The 16,351-nt window shown below is 69.8% G+C and carries 10 protein-coding genes; 2 read left to right on the plus strand and 8 right to left on the minus strand.

The window, feature by feature from the left end:
* Positions 1–170: 170 nt before the first annotated feature.
* Complete coding sequence (locus tag FHR38_RS19550; RefSeq protein ID WP_184536035.1) at positions 171–1,382, plus strand: helix-turn-helix domain-containing protein; 1,212 nt, start codon at positions 171–173, stop codon at positions 1,380–1,382.
* On the opposite strand, the gene FHR38_RS19555 is transcribed toward FHR38_RS19550, so the two are convergent.
* Genes FHR38_RS19555 through FHR38_RS19585 form a run of 7 tightly spaced genes read right to left on the minus strand, consistent with a single transcriptional unit; the run spans position 1,379 to position 14,535 of the window.
* A complete protein-coding gene (locus FHR38_RS19555; protein ID WP_184536036.1) occupies positions 1,379–2,203 on the minus strand; it encodes an SseB family protein in 825 nt (274 codons plus the stop codon). The two genes, FHR38_RS19550 and FHR38_RS19555, sit on opposite strands and share 4 nt — an antisense overlap.
* The gene (locus FHR38_RS19560; protein ID WP_184536037.1) at positions 2,200–4,116 is read right to left on the minus strand and encodes a type VII secretion protein EccE; all 1,917 of its coding nucleotides are present in this window, start codon (positions 4,114–4,116) and stop codon (positions 2,200–2,202) included. Before FHR38_RS19560 ends, FHR38_RS19555 begins: the two co-directional genes overlap by 4 nt.
* Complete coding sequence (locus FHR38_RS19565) at positions 4,109–5,503, minus strand: hypothetical protein (RefSeq protein WP_184536038.1); 1,395 nt, start codon at positions 5,501–5,503, stop codon at positions 4,109–4,111. The genes FHR38_RS19560 and FHR38_RS19565 overlap by 8 nt, the downstream gene beginning before the upstream one ends.
* Positions 5,500–5,730, minus strand: coding sequence for a hypothetical protein (locus tag FHR38_RS19570; RefSeq protein WP_184536039.1), 231 nt, complete (start codon positions 5,728–5,730; stop codon positions 5,500–5,502). Before FHR38_RS19570 ends, FHR38_RS19565 begins: the two co-directional genes overlap by 4 nt.
* A gap of 51 nt (positions 5,731–5,781) precedes the next feature.
* Positions 5,782–13,746 (minus strand): WXG100-like domain-containing protein, encoded by a 7,965-nt coding sequence (locus FHR38_RS19575; RefSeq protein ID WP_184536040.1) that lies wholly within the window; start codon positions 13,744–13,746, stop codon positions 5,782–5,784.
* A 37-nt stretch (positions 13,747–13,783) separates the two neighbouring features.
* Positions 13,784–14,137, minus strand: a complete 354-nt coding sequence (locus FHR38_RS19580) for a hypothetical protein (RefSeq protein ID WP_184536041.1) — start codon at positions 14,135–14,137, stop codon at positions 13,784–13,786.
* On the minus strand, positions 14,134–14,535 hold the full coding sequence (locus FHR38_RS19585; RefSeq protein WP_184536042.1) for a YbaB/EbfC family nucleoid-associated protein: 402 nt from the start codon (positions 14,533–14,535) through the stop codon (positions 14,134–14,136). The genes FHR38_RS19580 and FHR38_RS19585 overlap by 4 nt, the downstream gene beginning before the upstream one ends.
* A gap of 150 nt (positions 14,536–14,685) precedes the next feature.
* On the opposite strand from FHR38_RS19585, the gene mycP reads away from it, so the two are divergent.
* Entirely contained in the window at positions 14,686–16,011 is a 1,326-nt protein-coding gene (mycP, locus tag FHR38_RS19590) for a type VII secretion-associated serine protease mycosin (protein WP_184536043.1), read from the plus strand.
* 22 nt (positions 16,012–16,033) lie between these two features.
* Here mycP and FHR38_RS19595 read toward each other — a convergent pair whose 3' ends face one another.
* A complete protein-coding gene (locus FHR38_RS19595; RefSeq protein WP_184536044.1) occupies positions 16,034–16,324 on the minus strand; it encodes a WXG100 family type VII secretion target in 291 nt (96 codons plus the stop codon).
* Positions 16,325–16,351: the final 27 nt, after the last annotated feature.

Raw genomic sequence — 16,351 nt, forward strand, 5'->3', positions numbered from 1 at the left:
GTGGCGCCGTGGAGGGCGGCCTGGCATCGCGCGGATGGTCACCGGGGTTGTGGCCGGAGCGGATACGCGACGATGATTGACAGAACGTAAGGCAGTGGTTGCGTAAAGCTGTTGCATTGCCGCAACATTTCCTTAATCTGGCGATCCACGGCATCTCGGGAGGGCTGCACATGTCCCGCAGAGCCACCGTGGACACCGTCATCGGGCAGCGCATCCGGGACCGGCGGGAACTGGCCGGTTGGAGCATCCGGCACGCCGCCGACCGCGCCGGCATCGCGGCTTCGACCTGGTCACGGATCGAACACGGTCGGATATCCGCCGACAGCCGGGCCACCCTCGCGGCCATCGCCCAAGCCCTGCGATGTCCGGTCGCCGACCTGACCGGCCTGCCCGCGGATCCGGTGGGTCGGGACCGGATCGAGACCGGCGGTGCGCTCTACGAGACGATCCGCGCCGTGGTCGACGCGGACCTGGACTGCCGCCCGGACGGCTCTGACCATGCGTCCGACCCGCTCCCCGCGCTGACGCGGGAACTGGACCTGGTCTGTGACCTGCGGGCCCGGTGCGAGTACGTCTCAGCAGCCACCCGCCTGCCCGCCCTGATCCGTGGCCTGCATCGGGCTACCTTCGGCTCGGAACGTGACCGGGCGCTACAGGCACTGGTCGTCGCGATGGACACCGCCTCGTTCGTGGTCCGCTACGCCGGTCATCCCGGCTCGGCCTGCCTGGTGGCCGAACGGACGCGGCAGGCCGCCGAGACGCTGGGGGATCCGGTGCTGCTGGGGCTGGCCACCTGGTCGCGGGTGCACGCGGCCCTGGGCATGGGGTTGCTGCCCCGCGCCCGGCAACTGGCCGAGCGCGGAGTACACGACCTCAGGAACTGCACGAACGCACCGGCCGGGGCGGAGATGTACGGGCAACTGTTGATGACCCAGGCGTTCACGTTGTTCGTCGAGGGACGTACGGAAGACTCGTTGGAGCCGGTCGCGGAGGCGCAGGCAATTGCGGCGCGGACCGGCGAGTCGGCGGCGTTACGGCTGATGTTCGGCCCGACGAACATCAGCCTTTGGCGCATTTCCATGGAAGCCGGCGGAGCCGATCCGGACCGGGCCGTCGAGATCGCCCGACATACCCAACCACAACTCGTCGACTCGGTGTCCCGGCAGTTCGCGTACTACGCCGACACCGGGCGGGCGCTGGCCCGAACCGGCAAGGACCAGGAGGCGCTACGGATGCTGCTCACCGCCGAGCGGCTGGGGCCGCAGCGGATGCGCTCCCCGTTGATCGCCGAGACCGTACGCGGAATGTTGGACCGAGCCCGGCGCGGCACCGGATGGACCGAGCTACGTGGCCTGTGTGAACGTCTCGGCCTCGGCCATTAGCCGACCGGCCTGGCCCGCTCGGGTGGCTCGACTGAGGTGTCGGCCCGCTCGGGTGGCTCGACCGAGGTGTCGGCCTGGATGGCCGCCTTGATCTGGGCGGTGAGCGAGTCCAACACCGTAGCCGGGATCCGGAGACCGTTGTGGTGATCCGGGTCTACCAACGCCGCGCAGCCCGCCGGCCAGTACTCCAGCACATCGAGGAAGGGCGCGATCATCCACGGCACGTCGCCGAGTCGGGCCCGCAACCGTACCGCCGAACTGAACAGCACGATTCCCTCGTCGGCCGGGCTCGTTCCGTCCCGCCACCACGCGAACTCGGCATCGGAGAGGTCACGCGACGGCGACCCCGTCGGCAGGGTCGGTACCACCACATCGGATTCCAACAGCGCGCCAAGGTACGCCGCCGGATCGTCGCCAGCCGCCCGTAGCGCGGCGTCCAGGGGATGCTCGCTAGTCGCCCGGTCCGCCAACTCGGCCATCAGCTCCGGCTCCAGCAGCACCTGGCTGGCCAGGGTCGGGTCGATGAGCAGCGCCCATCGTGGGTCGGGCCAGTGGTGGACCAGGTCGAGGACCGGCCAGACGATCGGTGGGGCCTGGATCTCGACCGGCCCGGTGCACAGCCGGTCGACCGAGGTGAAGACCACGACCATGGTCGAGCCGTCGGGGCCCGCCACGGTCGGCCACCTCGCCCCGTCGGAATCGGCCGGCATGACCACACAGGTCTCCAGCAGAGCGGTCAGATAGCCGTCCACGTCCCGGCGCTGGGCAGCCACATCCAGCAGCCCGATCAGGTAGTCGTCCGGCCGCCACCCCGCCGTCATCGTCCGCTGCCCGGCGCACCGGCCGCCGCGACCGTGGCCACCTCGGTCTCTCCCGGCCCGCCGAACCGACGCTCCCATTCGGTCAGGTCCAGCCAGACGTAGCTGTTCACCCCGCCGCCGACCAGGGCCACCATCTCGTCGGGCAACCGGGTCAACGCTCGCGGGGTGTCGCCGGTCATGTCGAGCACATCGGCGACGATCTCCGCCTCCTCCGTGCTCAACCGGCCGAGCACCACCAACTGCGCTCCGGCCAACCGGCGGGTGTCGTGGCTGGTCAGCCGGGGCAGCACGGTGAGCCGGGTCTGCCACGGCCGAAGGCCATCGGAAACGGTCAGCTTGTCGGTCTGTTCGACCACGATCAGCGTGGGCTGTTGCGGGTTGCCGGCCGGCGGTGGTGCCAGGTCCAGTCGTACCCGGTCCGGAACGCCGCTCGCCGCCGCGAACGCGTGCCATTGCGCTGCTCCGTCGGTGCGTACGCACACCAGGGCGCCGCAGGCGAGCGCGCGACCGGCGAGCAGTCGCGCGATCCCGTCGCCGCCGACGAGCACCACCTCGGTCGGGCGACGGCGGAAGAGGCGTACGACGCTGGGGTTCTGGTCCACGTCCTGGCCGAGTCGCAGCCCCACCGCGGACTGGGACGTTGTGGTGGCACCGGCCCCCGCCGGGTCTCGTGCCGAGCTTGCCCCGGGCGGGGTGAGTGGCCACCAGGGCGCACCGATCGGATCGAGACCGACGGCCAGTGCGGCGGTGGCGTAGCCGCCAGTGGGCGGAAGGGCCGCGGCGGTGGGGCCCGCGGCGTACGCGGCAACCGGGTGCCGGTCGTCGAGCCGACGCACGTGGTGTCCGGTCCGTCGGGCCTGCTCACGTAGGGCCCGGTCGCTGGCGTCGACGTGGTCTGCGGAGGCGAGGAGCCGCACCAACTGCCGGGCGTAGCTGCTGTCCGAGGTGCCGCCGATCGTGAGCGAGCTGGTCACCGCGACCGCGGGCGACCCGGCGGCGAGGGTCGGCCCGACTGGTTCACCTCCCGGCTCCCCGCCGACCAGGTAGCAGACCTGGTGTAACCCGTCGGCGAGAAGCGCGCCGCGCTGGTCGTGCACCGTTGCGGGGGAGCCGGGCACCAAGCCGGCGGCGTCGAGCACGAACCCCAGTTCCTGGGCGTCCAGGATGCGGTAGGTGAAACCGGACGACCGGAGGATGCGGCGGGCCCGCAGCATCGCCGATGCGGTAGTCGATGCCGCCGCATCCGGACCGCCGCCCCGCCGGTTCGCCGCGATCGCTCCCCCGCAGGCGTCGACCCGCACGCACAACCAGGAGATATGTTGGGCGGCCGTGGGGTGTCCGGCAGCGAGCTGACGGTACGACCCGACGACCGGGACACCGTCCGGTAGCAGCCCGCTGGGACCGGGCAGGATGTGCTCGACCACCTGGACCGCAGAGGGATCGCCGGCACCTTGGAAGATCCGGCGGAGGACCGCGACCGGCGGTCGTCGAGCCGCGTCCGGCCGCAGATCGGTGCGCTCGGCCAGTTCGGCCACCGCGAACCAGCCTCCACTGTCCTCGGCCACCCCGACCCTGCCGCCTCGGCGTTCCACGGAGCGGGCCCGGACCGGCCCGGAGAGTGCGAGCAGGTGGGTATCGGCGGGCGCGTTCCCGGTAGGGACGTCCCCGGCCGGGGCGGAGGGCGGCCGTGGCGCGTCCCGGGAGCCGGGATCAGTCGAGGGTGCCGGGAAGCGGCGTCGCCGTCGGCTCTCGGATGCGGCGGCGAGCAGCCCCGCAGCCGGCAGGGCCAGGCAGAGCGCGACCCCGGGCCACCACGGGCCGGGCCGGGTAACGGCGAGCAACACCGCGGCCAACCCGGACTGACCGGCCAGCAGTACGCCGATCAGCCGGCCACCGGTGGCCGAGTCAGGCACGTCTGTCCCCGTTCTCCGTCCGGTCGCCGTCCGCCACCCCGTTCTCCGTCCGGTCACCGTTCGCCACCCCGGTCCGATCCGACGCCGGGGTGCTGTCGGGTTGGGCGAACCGATCTCCCACCAGCCCGGCGTGGGCGGCGTCGAGGAGTCGGGTCCGTTCGGCCGAGAGCCAGACTACGTCGAACGCTTCGTCGGCGACCAGGTTCCGGACCGCTCGACCCTCGGGCGTCCAGGATGCCTCCGGTGGTACGGCGGAGGCACCGGGCGGCAGGAAGTTCAGCACCTCGCTGATCGCCTCGGCCGCAAGCCGGAGCAGGTCCTGGACGTGCTCGCGTTCGGCGGGGTGGTCCATTGCCGACTGGGCCGCCTCCGCCTCCGACCCTCGGGCCACCGCCAGCCACTCGCCCGGGTCGATGATGGTCGAGGGGCGGCCGGCCGGCCCGAACCGGGTACCGGGACCGGAGGCGGGATTGGCCGGCAGGCGGAACGTGTAACTGCGAGACCGTCCACAGTCGACGCAGTTGCCCTCGTACCGGGTGAGGTGGGCGTCGGGTAGCCGGCTGGTGGCCGACGATGGCGGGAATTCGTTCGAGCCGCAGCCACACGGGTTCAACCGCAGGAACATCATGGCTTCTTCGGTGCTGCGGGCCGATAGGTGATCGCTGCTTTCGGCGGCGGGTAGACCGTCGGTCCGACCGGCTTCGGCTGGCGTCGATGTCGGTACGACCGGCGATGGCCGCTGCTCGGGCGATTGCGCTGCGAATGGTGCCGCGACCGGGACCGCCTCGGCGGCGGGAATCGGAGTGCTGGACAGTGTGCCGTTCGCGTCCAGGCGCTCCGCCCACATCCGGTAGTCGTCCCGCACGGCCGCCAGCCGAGGCGCGTCGAACCGCTCGGGTGCCTCCTCCCACATCTCGCGTCCTCGTTCGGTCCAGAACGCCGTGGGCGGCGGCGTGGCCGCCCCGGCCGGAACGAACTTGAGGACCTCGTCCATGGCGGCCGAGGCGAGCGCGAACTCCTCGGCGGTCTCCGTCGGGTCCTCCTCGACATCCTCGCCGAGCCAGACCGTCAGGCCGGCGACGATCCGGTCTGCCACCCAGAGCCACTCGCCCGCGTCGACCAGTCGGGATGGTGTATCGCCGCCGAACGCCTCGGGCTGGGCTTCACCGTCGGGAGCGATCGCATACCTGAACTCCCGGCCGACTCCGCATCCCGCGCACTGTCCGGCGTAGCAGTCGATCGGTTGGCCGTCGATCAGCAGGAGGGCGTGTTGATCGAGTTCCAGTCCGGCCTCGCCACATGTGGGACAGGCCAGCAGTTCCAGGTGGAGCTGCGCCTCGTTACGGGACCGGGCGGGTAGCGGCGTCATCGGACCGGTCCCGCTCATCCGGCGAACGTGACCCGGCTCGGGAACTCGCCGTTCGCACGCCACAGCCGTTTGATCTTCGCCGCCATCATCGCCCCGTTGGTGTCCAGTTCGCCGGCGCCACCGCTCGCCGCCCCGGTCTGTCTGTCGATCACCAACGTACGGTCAAACCGTTCGTCGAGACCGTAGGCGTAGCGGATCACGGCAGGATCCTCCGCGATCTGTCTGGCGACCATCAGAATTGCCACCGGTGCCGGCCTCCCGCTGACGTGTCTCGATCAGAACTCTGCCGACGAGTCTCAGCCACGGACCGTCAGCCTGTCGAGGGCACCGGGCACCGGACCGGACGGGCCGGCGGCGGGTGCCGGACGGCTGGTCATCGCCGCGAGTTCCGCGTGCTCGGCCCGGGTGACGGGAATGCCCAGCTCGTCCAGCGTCGCGCAGAGCCTCGTGACCACCTGTTCCCGTCCACCGTCGTCCACCAACTGCCGCAGGGCGGTGAACCGATCCGGGGGCAGGGCACCTTCGAAACCCTCCAGCACCTCGCTGAGCCGTCGCGGAATCCGGTCCTGCCAGTTGGCGGTGTGGTTCGCTGCCGCGTGTGCTTCGGCGTACGACGCCGTGGGATGGGCGGCGAAGTATCGCGCCTCGGCGAGTTCGTGCTCCAGCAGCACGAGGTCGGCGGGCAGGTATTCGCCGGTCCGGAGCCGGAGCCACGCCTCGGCGATGTCCGGGTGCGGATCGTAGCGCCGCGGCACCACCCTCCGACCGTCGTCCGAGTCGATCGGGTGCTCGTCGAGGAACAGGTGCTGGCGTACCAGCTCGATCTCCTCGGGGCGGAAACCTCGGGAGCCGTCCTGCCGGGCTGCGTCGGCGAGCGCCACCGCGATCTCCGCCACGTCGTCGACCGCCCGGATCTCGGCGTACGCGTCGGTGGCCCACTGCTCCAGCCGCGCGTCCAACTCCCAGCCCTCCTCGGGCCGGAGTTCCAGCAGGCCGCCAAAGGCTCGGAACGGTGGGTCGAAGGTGCCGGAGATGACATCGTCGAGTGTGCGCCGGGCAACGCTGTCCGCATCGAAGTATCCGTTCAGTCCGGAGTTGACCGGACCGATCGGCACCTGTGTCGCCTGACGTGGAGCGTTTGGTTGGCTGCCGTCCGGGTAGCCGACGGTGATCAGCACCCCCGCACTGGCCAGCTGGTCCAGCCGTTGGCGGAGCGCCGGATCTCTCAGGTCGGCGTCGAGCAGTAACAGCCGACGTATCGACACGGTGGACATCGGCTGGGGGTTCGGCAGGACGGGCCGGTTGGTGGGCGGTGGCGCGATGCCCAGCACTATCGGCGCGTGGCGCGAATGGGCGATGACGGTGACATCCGCGCCGCTGTGTCGTACCGTGTCGATGCTTTGCAGTACCGAGTGCAACGCATCCCTCCCGGCCGGGCCGGACATGAGCGGGCCGTTGAGCACCACGGTAGCCACCCCGCTCGAATCACTGAGCCCGGCGGCGGGCGGCAGGGTGTCGGCGAAGCCATTCGGGTGGTTGGCGATCACCACCGCTACGTGTTGGGCATTTGCCAGATCACCGAAGACCTCTGCGGCGTAGGAGAGGTCGGGTGAATGCCACAGGATCTGCCGGGAAGTATGCGGGGCAGTGGGGTCCGCCGGGTCGGGCCACCCCTGCTTCAGCTGGGTGAGCGCGGCGAGCTGGGCGTCCTCCTCCGGCGTACGTGAGGAATTCCGGCGGAGGTCGGCCAGTCGTTCCTCGAGCAGGCTCTTGTGAGCCTGATAGAGCACGTCAGCCGGCACCCCGCGATACCCGGCGACCGTCGCCGCATAGTTCTCCGCCACCTCTCGGGCGGTGTCGCGCGGCAGCGCGGCGAACGCCTCGTGAACCGCGTTGACCAGGTCTCGATCGCGCAGGCCGCTCTGCATGAGGCCGTCGATCGCACTCGCCACCTTCGCCGTGTCCCAACCCCTGGCCTGGTAGAGGGCGTCGTAGGCTGCGTCGATCACATCCGCCACCTGCCGAAGCCGTGCGTTCTGTGCGAGGACGTAGTTCAGCCGTACCGCCGACGGCCCGCCGGTCATGTCGGCGAGCACGTTCTCCGCTCGGGCGCGGTCGACCGCCAATCCTCGGCCGAACCACTGTCCCGTGTACGCGTCGGTCACCACCTGTCCGGACCCGTAGAGGGCCCGGGTGAAGGCGGATCTGGGCACTCCGTTGACCCCCAGCACCGCCGAGGCGAGCACCCCCGCTACGCCGGCACCCGCTACCACCGTGGTGTTGCCCAAGATCTTGGTCCAGGGCACCTCGCCGTTCGGCGAGGTGAGCTTGAGTTGAATGTAGGCGTTGAGCACCTCGACGAACGCCTCACGTGGAGTCGGTCGGGCCCCCGCACCCGGCTGCGCACCACCCGGGGCCGGTGCCTTGTTCGGATCTACCACGATCAGGAGTTCGGCCGAGTCGTTCACCGGGTAGACCGCGACGGCCCGATCGCCCTCAAGAGGTTTGAACGCGACCTCGATGACCAGGCCGAAGGAGCTTTCGTTACGCAACACCCGCCCGGCTGTGCTGCCTTCGGGTACGACCTTGAGGAGGTAGCGCCCGCCACCCAGATCAACGGCCTCCGTGACGTGGGGAAGCTCGCCGTGCTCCTTCGGTTTCGTCAGTCTCGCGATGATCTCGTCCGCGACCGCCTCTTGCTTCTGGGCATCGAGGAAGTAGTCCCGTAGGGCGTCCTTCAGGGCCTGGACCTCTGCGGGTCTGGCGCTCCCGAGGAGCTTGACCAAGTCGTTGATGGTTGCCGACTGCTGCTGCTCGGCATGGGTGAGGCCCGCCCGGAGATCTGCCGGACTACTGTGCTTGGACTTGTCGTATCCGAGCCCAGCCGCCTCAAGCTGGCCGTGCAACCATCCCTGCTCGTTCATCCTGCCGGCTGGGCCGGTGCCGGCGGCACCGGCACTGCGGTTGCCGAAGGCGCTGAGCCCGGAACCGCCCAGCACCGCGGAGTTGATGGCCGTCGTTCCGCCGATCACCGCGACATTCGGACCCGAGGGCTTGAGGAACTGGAACAGGCCGCGAGGACTGATTGCCTGGGCAACTTTTACAGCGTTCGCGGCGGCCTCCTGGACCTCCTTGATGAAGATCTCGCCCCTGCCGTCGCGTGGCACCTCCACGATGAATCCCTTGCCGGCGTGCACGAGGCGTACCCAGTTGTGCGGGCCTTCGTGGATCTCGATTTCGATCGAGCGTCCGGTTGTGGGCTTGAGCACGATCCGGCCGTTTGCCAAACGCTCCGCGGTGAACCCCGGATCTGGACTGGTGCGGGACGGATTGACGAGGGCACTCTCCGCCGCCAGAACGCCCAGGAGGCTGGCAGACGGTGGTGTGCCACTGTCCAACAGATGCGCGTTGTAACGCATCCCCTCCACGATGTCGGCTACGTGGGATATCCCGTGCAGTACCTTCGCACCGAGTCCCATCCGGTTGGCCTTGCCGGAATGCCCCATGTCGGAGCTCCGCGCGGCACCGGAGAAGGAACTCTCCGCAGCGGCGGTGTGGTCATAGGCGAAGTCGACGGGAGCCCGCGTCACGGCCCTGGCGAGGAATCCCGCCCCCACAGCCAATCCCAGTCCCGGAACGCCGGTACCGGCGAGCACCGCCCAACTCCCGACCCCAGCCGCGGCCGTCGGACCGCTCCGGGCCAACTGCCAGCGCAGACTCTGTTCCTTGCTGAAGAGGTTGGCACGGTCCTGGACCGCCTCCGCCAGGACCGAGAGCATCTCCTTGCGCACCGGGTCGGCACCCGAGCTTGTTGGTGACTGTTGGTGCTCCCGAAACTTCGCGACCACATCGGCACCGAGGTAGGCGTCGTAGCTGACCCGACCGGTCAGCTTGTTGAACTTCGTCCCCTGTAGCACCAGCTCACCGCGGGCGGCCACTCCCTTGATCGTGATCGTGAGGCTTGCGGCACCGTGCGGGCTGGCCAGTCGGATGGTTATCCTGATCGGCGCGTTGGGGTCGTTCGGGTCCAGGCGCGCAATCTTTATCCTTGCCGCGCCGGGCACCTCGGACGAGCTGACCCCTGTCTGCAATATCTGCTTGACCCGGGCCAGCAGAGCGGCACTATCAGCTGAATTCGTCGAGACGATCGCGTTCTCTGTCGGCTCGCTCGTGGGCGGTCGCCCGTACTTTTCCAGCATTGGTTTGGTCGCCTGGATGTCCGCGTTCACATCCCGCGCCAGCGTGGCCCGATCCGGCGGGCCAGTCTGACTCTGCTGCCAGCGGGCCCGTTGGTCACCCGCCGTGGCGGATTGGCGGGCACCGCGCCAGCCACCGACCATCTCCCCGGCTGCGGATGTCAACCCAGCGATCAAGAACAGCTTCGCGCTGATCGGGCCACCGACCGATGCCGCCTGGATCACGGCCGTCATGGTGATCGCCTGAGCACCTGATGGAATGCCTGACTTGGCCCACAGCCATCTTCGGCTCGGCAGTGGATAGGCCTCTTCGTTTACCAGGTTGCGTAGCTCCTTGGCCAGCGCGTCTCGCCCGGCGGCCCATGACTGCTCGGTGAGCTTGTCGGAGATGGTGATCCGGAACTGACTGTTCGCCACCCGCTCGATCGTGATCGCATCCGTGGCCGACGGGTCCCTGACGAAATAGAAGGTGACCGACCCCTTGGCCTTGCCGGCGGAGTTGGAGTACGCCACATAGACGTCCTTGAAGCGGTTGTTCAGGCCGTCCTGGGCGGCCCGGATGTCCTGCGGCTCCATCGGCGTGCTCCGCGCGCTGTCGGCGTCCAGGGGGAGTTCGTTCGTCGGTTTGATCCCCACCCCCTCCACCGCGTCCGTCGTGGCCAGGTGTCGGGCCAGCGCCAGCGCCCCGTCGGTGGACATTTCGGGGGCGGCGAGTCGATCGACGACGGCGAAGAGGGAGTCCGGCATGGCGTCCTTGAGTAGTTCCAGCCGCTGCCTGGCACCCGGAATATCCTTGCCCAGCCCGAGTCCGTGGTCGCGTCCCTCCGGGCCGTGGATGAGCTCACGGAGGCGATTCTCGACGGGAGCTAGTTTGCCGGCCGCTGCCTTGACCGCGTCGGGTGCCGTCGGGTGCGATGCCAGATCCTTGGCGGAGAGTCCGTCCAGGGTGCTGTCGTTCGCTTGGCGAAGCGCGGGGTCCAACTCCTCTCGACGCAGTTGCTCATACAGCCGCCCCAGCGCCGTCAGGGCACCGATGTGCTTCCGGTCGGCCGGGCCGAGCTTCAACGACTTCCCACCTGGAAGGTCAGGCGCCAGCGAGTCGGGAATGCCGCTGCTGAGCTGCTGTCGCCTTTCGAGCGCGGCGGACAGATCCCGCCCCAACTGCTCGACCATCTCCAGGTGGGACGTTGCGTTCCGAATCGCTACCCGCACCGATCCGCCCTGTGCGGTATAGGCGACGATCAAGCCGCCCTCCCGAGTCACCAGCCAGAAATCGGACCCGCGCTGGCTGGTCAGCAGTGGCAGGATCGCGTCGGCGGCCTGTTGCCACGCCGGGTCGCGAGGGGGCTGGGTGCCCCGCCACCTCGCCCGAGGGTCCGCCAGGTGCTCGACAAGTCCAGTCTCGTGTGGGTTCAGCAGTTGATTCACCGCATCGCGCAGAGCGGAGTTGGTCAGGCCCAACTCGTCGACCATGCGGCCAAGCTGCTTTTCCAGCGTTGGTCGATCCCGCACCGGTGCGCCGGCATACTCCCGGATCATCACCTGGAGTTCCTGTACCCGGCCGGCGTCGTGGCCGCTCAGGCGCACCGGACCCGGTCCGACGGTCGAGCCGGCGAACAGGACCGACGGCGGCCCGGTACGCCGGAGCGCCCGGCCAAACGCGCTGGAGTCCTGATGCAGCGTCTCCCGTACCTCGTGACTGATCGCGCGGCCAACCGCAGCGTCGAGGCTGGTGCCGGTGATGTCCTCGGAGATCGTCACCCGGTGGGTCTTCGCGCGCCGCGAACCGCCTCCGATGTTGGTCATGGCCGCCTGGTCCGGACCGGTGGGGCCGACGACGATCTCGAAGGTGTGGCTGACGCCCCGCCTGGTCACGACAACCAACCGGTAGGTGCCGCCGGATTGGTCGACGGTCACGCTCCGAACCTTGCCGACACTTTCCTCCAGGATCTCGCGGACCCGGCCCAACCCCCGGCCGATCGCCGCCTGGGTCTCGGCCGGCGACTGCGTGCCGCCGTGCGCCGACATGCCCACCCACTCGGTGGCGTTGATCTGAGTACCGGTGTGTCGTCCGTCCGGACTGCCATTCCGGGTCCCCGAGCCGTTGACCGCCTCCGCCCGGTCGGTGCCGGTCTCGGTCGGATGCTCGCGACTCGGGCCGGTCTCGGTCGGATGCTCGCGACTCGGGCCGGTCTCGGTCGGATGCTCGCGACTCGGGCCGGTCCTCTCGCCGCCGCCGCGACCTTCCGGCGGAGCCGTTTCGTGACTCCTGGCTGGCGGTGTGGGGCCGTTGGCCGGGGCACTCCTGGCGGCGGGCTCACCGGTCGGGCGGACTCCGGTGTTGTTCTCGGCATGCGACACCGACGTGACCCCACCGGCTCTGCCCCGGGGTGGCGGGCCGGACTGGGGTGGCGTGGCGGGCTCTCGGCCCCGCGTCGGGTTGGCCGGCTCGGCGGCGGTACGCGCACCGCCGGCCGGCTCGTTGGTACGCGCACCGCCGGCCGGCTCGTTGGTACGCGCACCGCCGGCCGGCTCGTTCCCGGGGCGAGCCAGGTCTGGCACCACGGTGGTCGGTGTCTTCGAGTGGGTCGGGGCGCTCGCCTCTACCGGCCGGGGGCTCGGGTGCGGGGCAGGGCTGGCCTTCGTGACGCTGGGCACGACGTCCGGACGGTTGAGGTGCCCGGTGGTCACCGGGTCGAGCCCGAACTTCAGCGGCTTCTCGGCAGGGTGAAGATGCTGGTACGGCAGTTCGGGTAGTGGAGCGGATTTCATCACCGGTTCGGGACTGGTCTTCGCGTACCCGACGGGGTTCTTCGCGTCGTTCAACGGCACCAGGCCCAAGCCGCCGAGCTTCCTGCCCCCGGCCTCGGCGGCCAGGCCGAGTCCCCGGGTGAAGGCGCCCTGATAGCCGGCGATCGCCCATTCGCGCGGGGTGGGTAGATGCCACTGCTGGTAGACCACGCCATTGGCGAGCATGCTGGCTGGCGGCAGGGTGGCCGCCATCAAGAGTCCCTCTTCCAGCATGGCGGCCGTACGCGGCCAACGCGTTGAGGTGGGCACCGCCGACGACGGGCCAGGCGACGGCTTGACAGGTAGGACCTTCCGGGTGCCCACGTGCAATGGCACGCGAACCGGGACCATCAGGAGACCGGCTGTCACCCCGGTCAGGGTGCTGGCACCGAAGCTGCGGAGGTCGAAGGCGTCCCGGGTGCCACGGCCGAGTTGCTCTCCCTGCACCGCCAGGTTGACCCCACTCATCAGGGCGACCTGCGACAGCACCGAGCGTTTGATGTTGTCCCGGGTGACCACGGTCTTCCAGGTCTGCGCCAGTGTGGGCCTGGCGGCGCTGTTGGCAGCCGTGGCCGCCTTGGCCGCTGTGGTCCTGGTGAACGCCGGCGCGGTGGTGCGGGCGGCGGCGGGCGCAGCGGCGCGGGGCAGCGTACGGCCGATCTGCTTACCACCCATCCGGGCGGTGAGCGTGGCTATGCGTTCTGTGGCCTTCTTTCGGGCCAGCATGATGAGACCAGCCTGTCCGGCCACCACGGCAGGCCGGGAAAACGGGTTCAGGAACGACTTGATGGCCAGCGCGAAGACCATTCCCATCGTGATGATGATCATCCCGATGAGGCTGTGTTTTGCGAACTCGATGTCGGTTCCGGCCTTGCGGGCACCCATGCTCGCCTGTACCGCGATCGCGTGGACGTCCATCAGGCCGCCCACCTCGCTGCTGAGTTCCTGCCAGCGTTCGAGTACGGCGGGGCCGACGTCACCACCCCAGGCCGACACGATCTTGGTGACGCCCGCGCCGTAATCACGTTGCAGAACGTTGATTTCGGCGGCGAAGTCCCGCCAGGTCTCGGCGAGGTCCCAGAGCCGATCTTCGTCACCCTCCGGCCAGAGCGCTCCTCCGACGCCCAGCAACAGCGCGTCATCGAGCTTGTCGCCGACCAGCGCGGCCAGGTCCGCCCCCAAGGCCCCGGACGTCTTGCCGAAGAGGATCGCGTCTCGCACGCCGTTCCAGAACGCGCCGCCGAAGTCGGGCGGGCCACCTGATGCCACCGCCATCGCCACCGCCTAGTCGATAGTGGACATCCGGCGGCAGTCAGAACCGCAGGTTGGGAATATCGACGACGGGGACCGAGGTGAGTAGCTCTCGGGTGAACTCGTCATCGTTGATCGACCCGCGCCATCCGCTGTCGAGGTGATCGGCCAGTTCCTTGAGGCGGTTGACGAGGTCCATGGCCACCTCTCGTGAGTCCGGCGCCGTGGCGTATCGCTTCTGAAACGCATCTCCCGAGGCATCGCCGCCCCACGGGCGACCAGCCTCTAGCGAGCCGATCTGCTCCTTGAGATCCCGTAGCCTGGCAAGGGTCTCGTTGTTGGCGACGGCGAGGAGATCGTCGATGCCCCGGCGCGCCGCGTCGGTGTCTATGGATGTGCGCGTCGGGTTGCTCATCGTGACCCCTCCGTGGGCAGGGTTTCGACCCGTCGGTCGAACTCGTCGAAGACGGCGTCCAGGTCGAGGTCGAACGGATTCGCGGGCAGGGCGGTCAGACGGTCGTCGCCAGCTGCCTCGGTCACCTGTCGACCGGCGTCGGCGACCGCGCGGCGGATCGTCTCGAGGATCGTCTCGGCCAGCTGCTTCGAGTCCGGACGACGGTAGACGCGGGGGTCGATGTCGAGCCGTTGCACCTGACCCTGGTGGTCCACGACGACCGTGACGTATCCGTCCGGGGAGGTGGCGGTGGCCCGGATGGCGGTGACCCGGCCTTGGACCTGGGCGGCCTCGACCCGGAGTTTCTCGAACCGGACGGTCAACTGGTCCGTGTAGGCGCGCATCGCATCGTGATCCATGAAGCCTCCCGAAACGTGCCGTGGAAGCCGGCGCGACCATGGCCCACGACTGATGATCGGCTATACGGTGAGACCACGATACTTAAGCAGCACGGCGTTCCACAATGCATCGACCGTCCGTGGCCTCACCCGTGCACAGTGGAGGGACAGGTGCGATACCAAGTACGATCGGCGGCCCGCTGCCTGGGGCTTCTGCTGGCGGCAGCGATCGGCACCGCGACCGGCGCGCTGGGGGTAGCCGTGCCGGGCTCGGCCGATGTCGCCTGCTCGACACCGGCGGAGCCGGGGCAGGTGGCCAGTCAGCTGCCACCGGAACAGCTCATGCTCGGATTCCGACGGGCGTGGCCGGTGACCATCGGCACCGGCATCACCGTCGCGGTGATCGGCACCGGCGTCGACGACGATCATCCGCAGCTACGGGGTGGGGTCGGCCGTGGCCTGGACCTCGTCACCGGGAGTCCGGACGGGCGGACCGACTGCGTGTCGCACGGGACGGCGATGGCCAGCCTCATCGCGGCCCGGTCGGCCCCGGGAACCGGCTTCGTGGGGGTCGCGCCCGGAGCCACCATATTGCCGGTCAGAATCACCGAACGAGGAGAGATGGGACAGGCGGAGACGAGCCTGCTCGCCCGAGCCATCACCTGGGCGGTGGACCACGGGGCGAAGGTCGTCAACGTCTCGCTGGTCACGCCACTCGACACCACTGAGCTCCGGGCTGCGGTGCGGTACGCGAGTGAGCGAGACGTCCTGTTGGTCGCCGCCGCCGGCAGTCGGCCGGATGGCGCTGAGGATCCCGGCTCGCCGGATCTGGCGGACCCGCCGTGGTTTCCGTCCGCCTATCCCGGAGTGCTCAGTGTCGGCGCGGTAGCCGGCGATGGGGTCCGGCTCGCCAGTTCACCCGTGTCACCAGAGGTCGACGTCGTGGCACCCGGGGGTGCGCTGGTGGCCGCGACCCGACAGCGTGGGCACGCGATCTGGTCCGGCACCAGTGTCGCGGCGGCGCTGGCCAGCGGGGTCGCGGCACTGATCCGGTCGGCAGAGCCGGGACTCACCGCGGCCGAGGTCGAGCGCCGGATGGTGGCCACCGCCAACCAGATCCCCGGCGGTACGGGGAGCGGAGGCTATACGCACGGCATGGTCGACCCGTACCGGGCCGTGACCGAGACGACGGCCGCCGGAGGCACCCGGGTGCTGCCGGACCTGCCCCCGCGTACCGCCGATCTGGTGGCGGAGCGGGCGGCTGCCCGGTGGCGATCCGCGCGACACTCGGCGCTGGTCATCGGCCTCTGTGCTGGTCTGCTGGTGCTGGGCACCGTTCTGGCGGTCGGCGTCCGGCGGCGTCGCACGGCCGGACGCCCCCGGGGCACGGGTATCGCCGGGCCGGGGTGGGCAGGCCCGGCGGTCGAGCCGGACCTGCCCGAGCTGACGGACAGTTACTTCGCTGTGCCGAAGCCGCCGGCCCGGACGCGGGGATGACGGCTGCTTGCCGGGCCGGTGGCTAGCCGCCGAAGAGGGCGGTGTTCGAGCGCTCCCGCGCCTGCATCGTCGCGTTGGAGTTGTTGACCGCGTCCTTCAACTGCGTCAGTACCCGGCCGATGTCGTCGGCGGCCCGGCGCCAGTCGGCCTGGCACTGCTGGTATGCCTGCCGGGCGGTGCCGTCCCAGACGGCCAGTAGCGGCTGCATGGCCGCCTCCAGGTCGTTGATCTGGGACAGGAGCGTCCGGTGTGCGCTGGCAAGGGCGTCCACACCCATGTCGAGCGCTCCGAACTGGACGGTGATCTGGGACATGGTGGGATACCTCCTGGCGGGCGGAGC

Source organism: Micromonospora polyrhachis, from assembly GCF_014203835.1.
GTDB classification, from domain to species: Bacteria; Actinomycetota; Actinomycetes; order Mycobacteriales; family Micromonosporaceae; genus Micromonospora_H; species Micromonospora_H polyrhachis.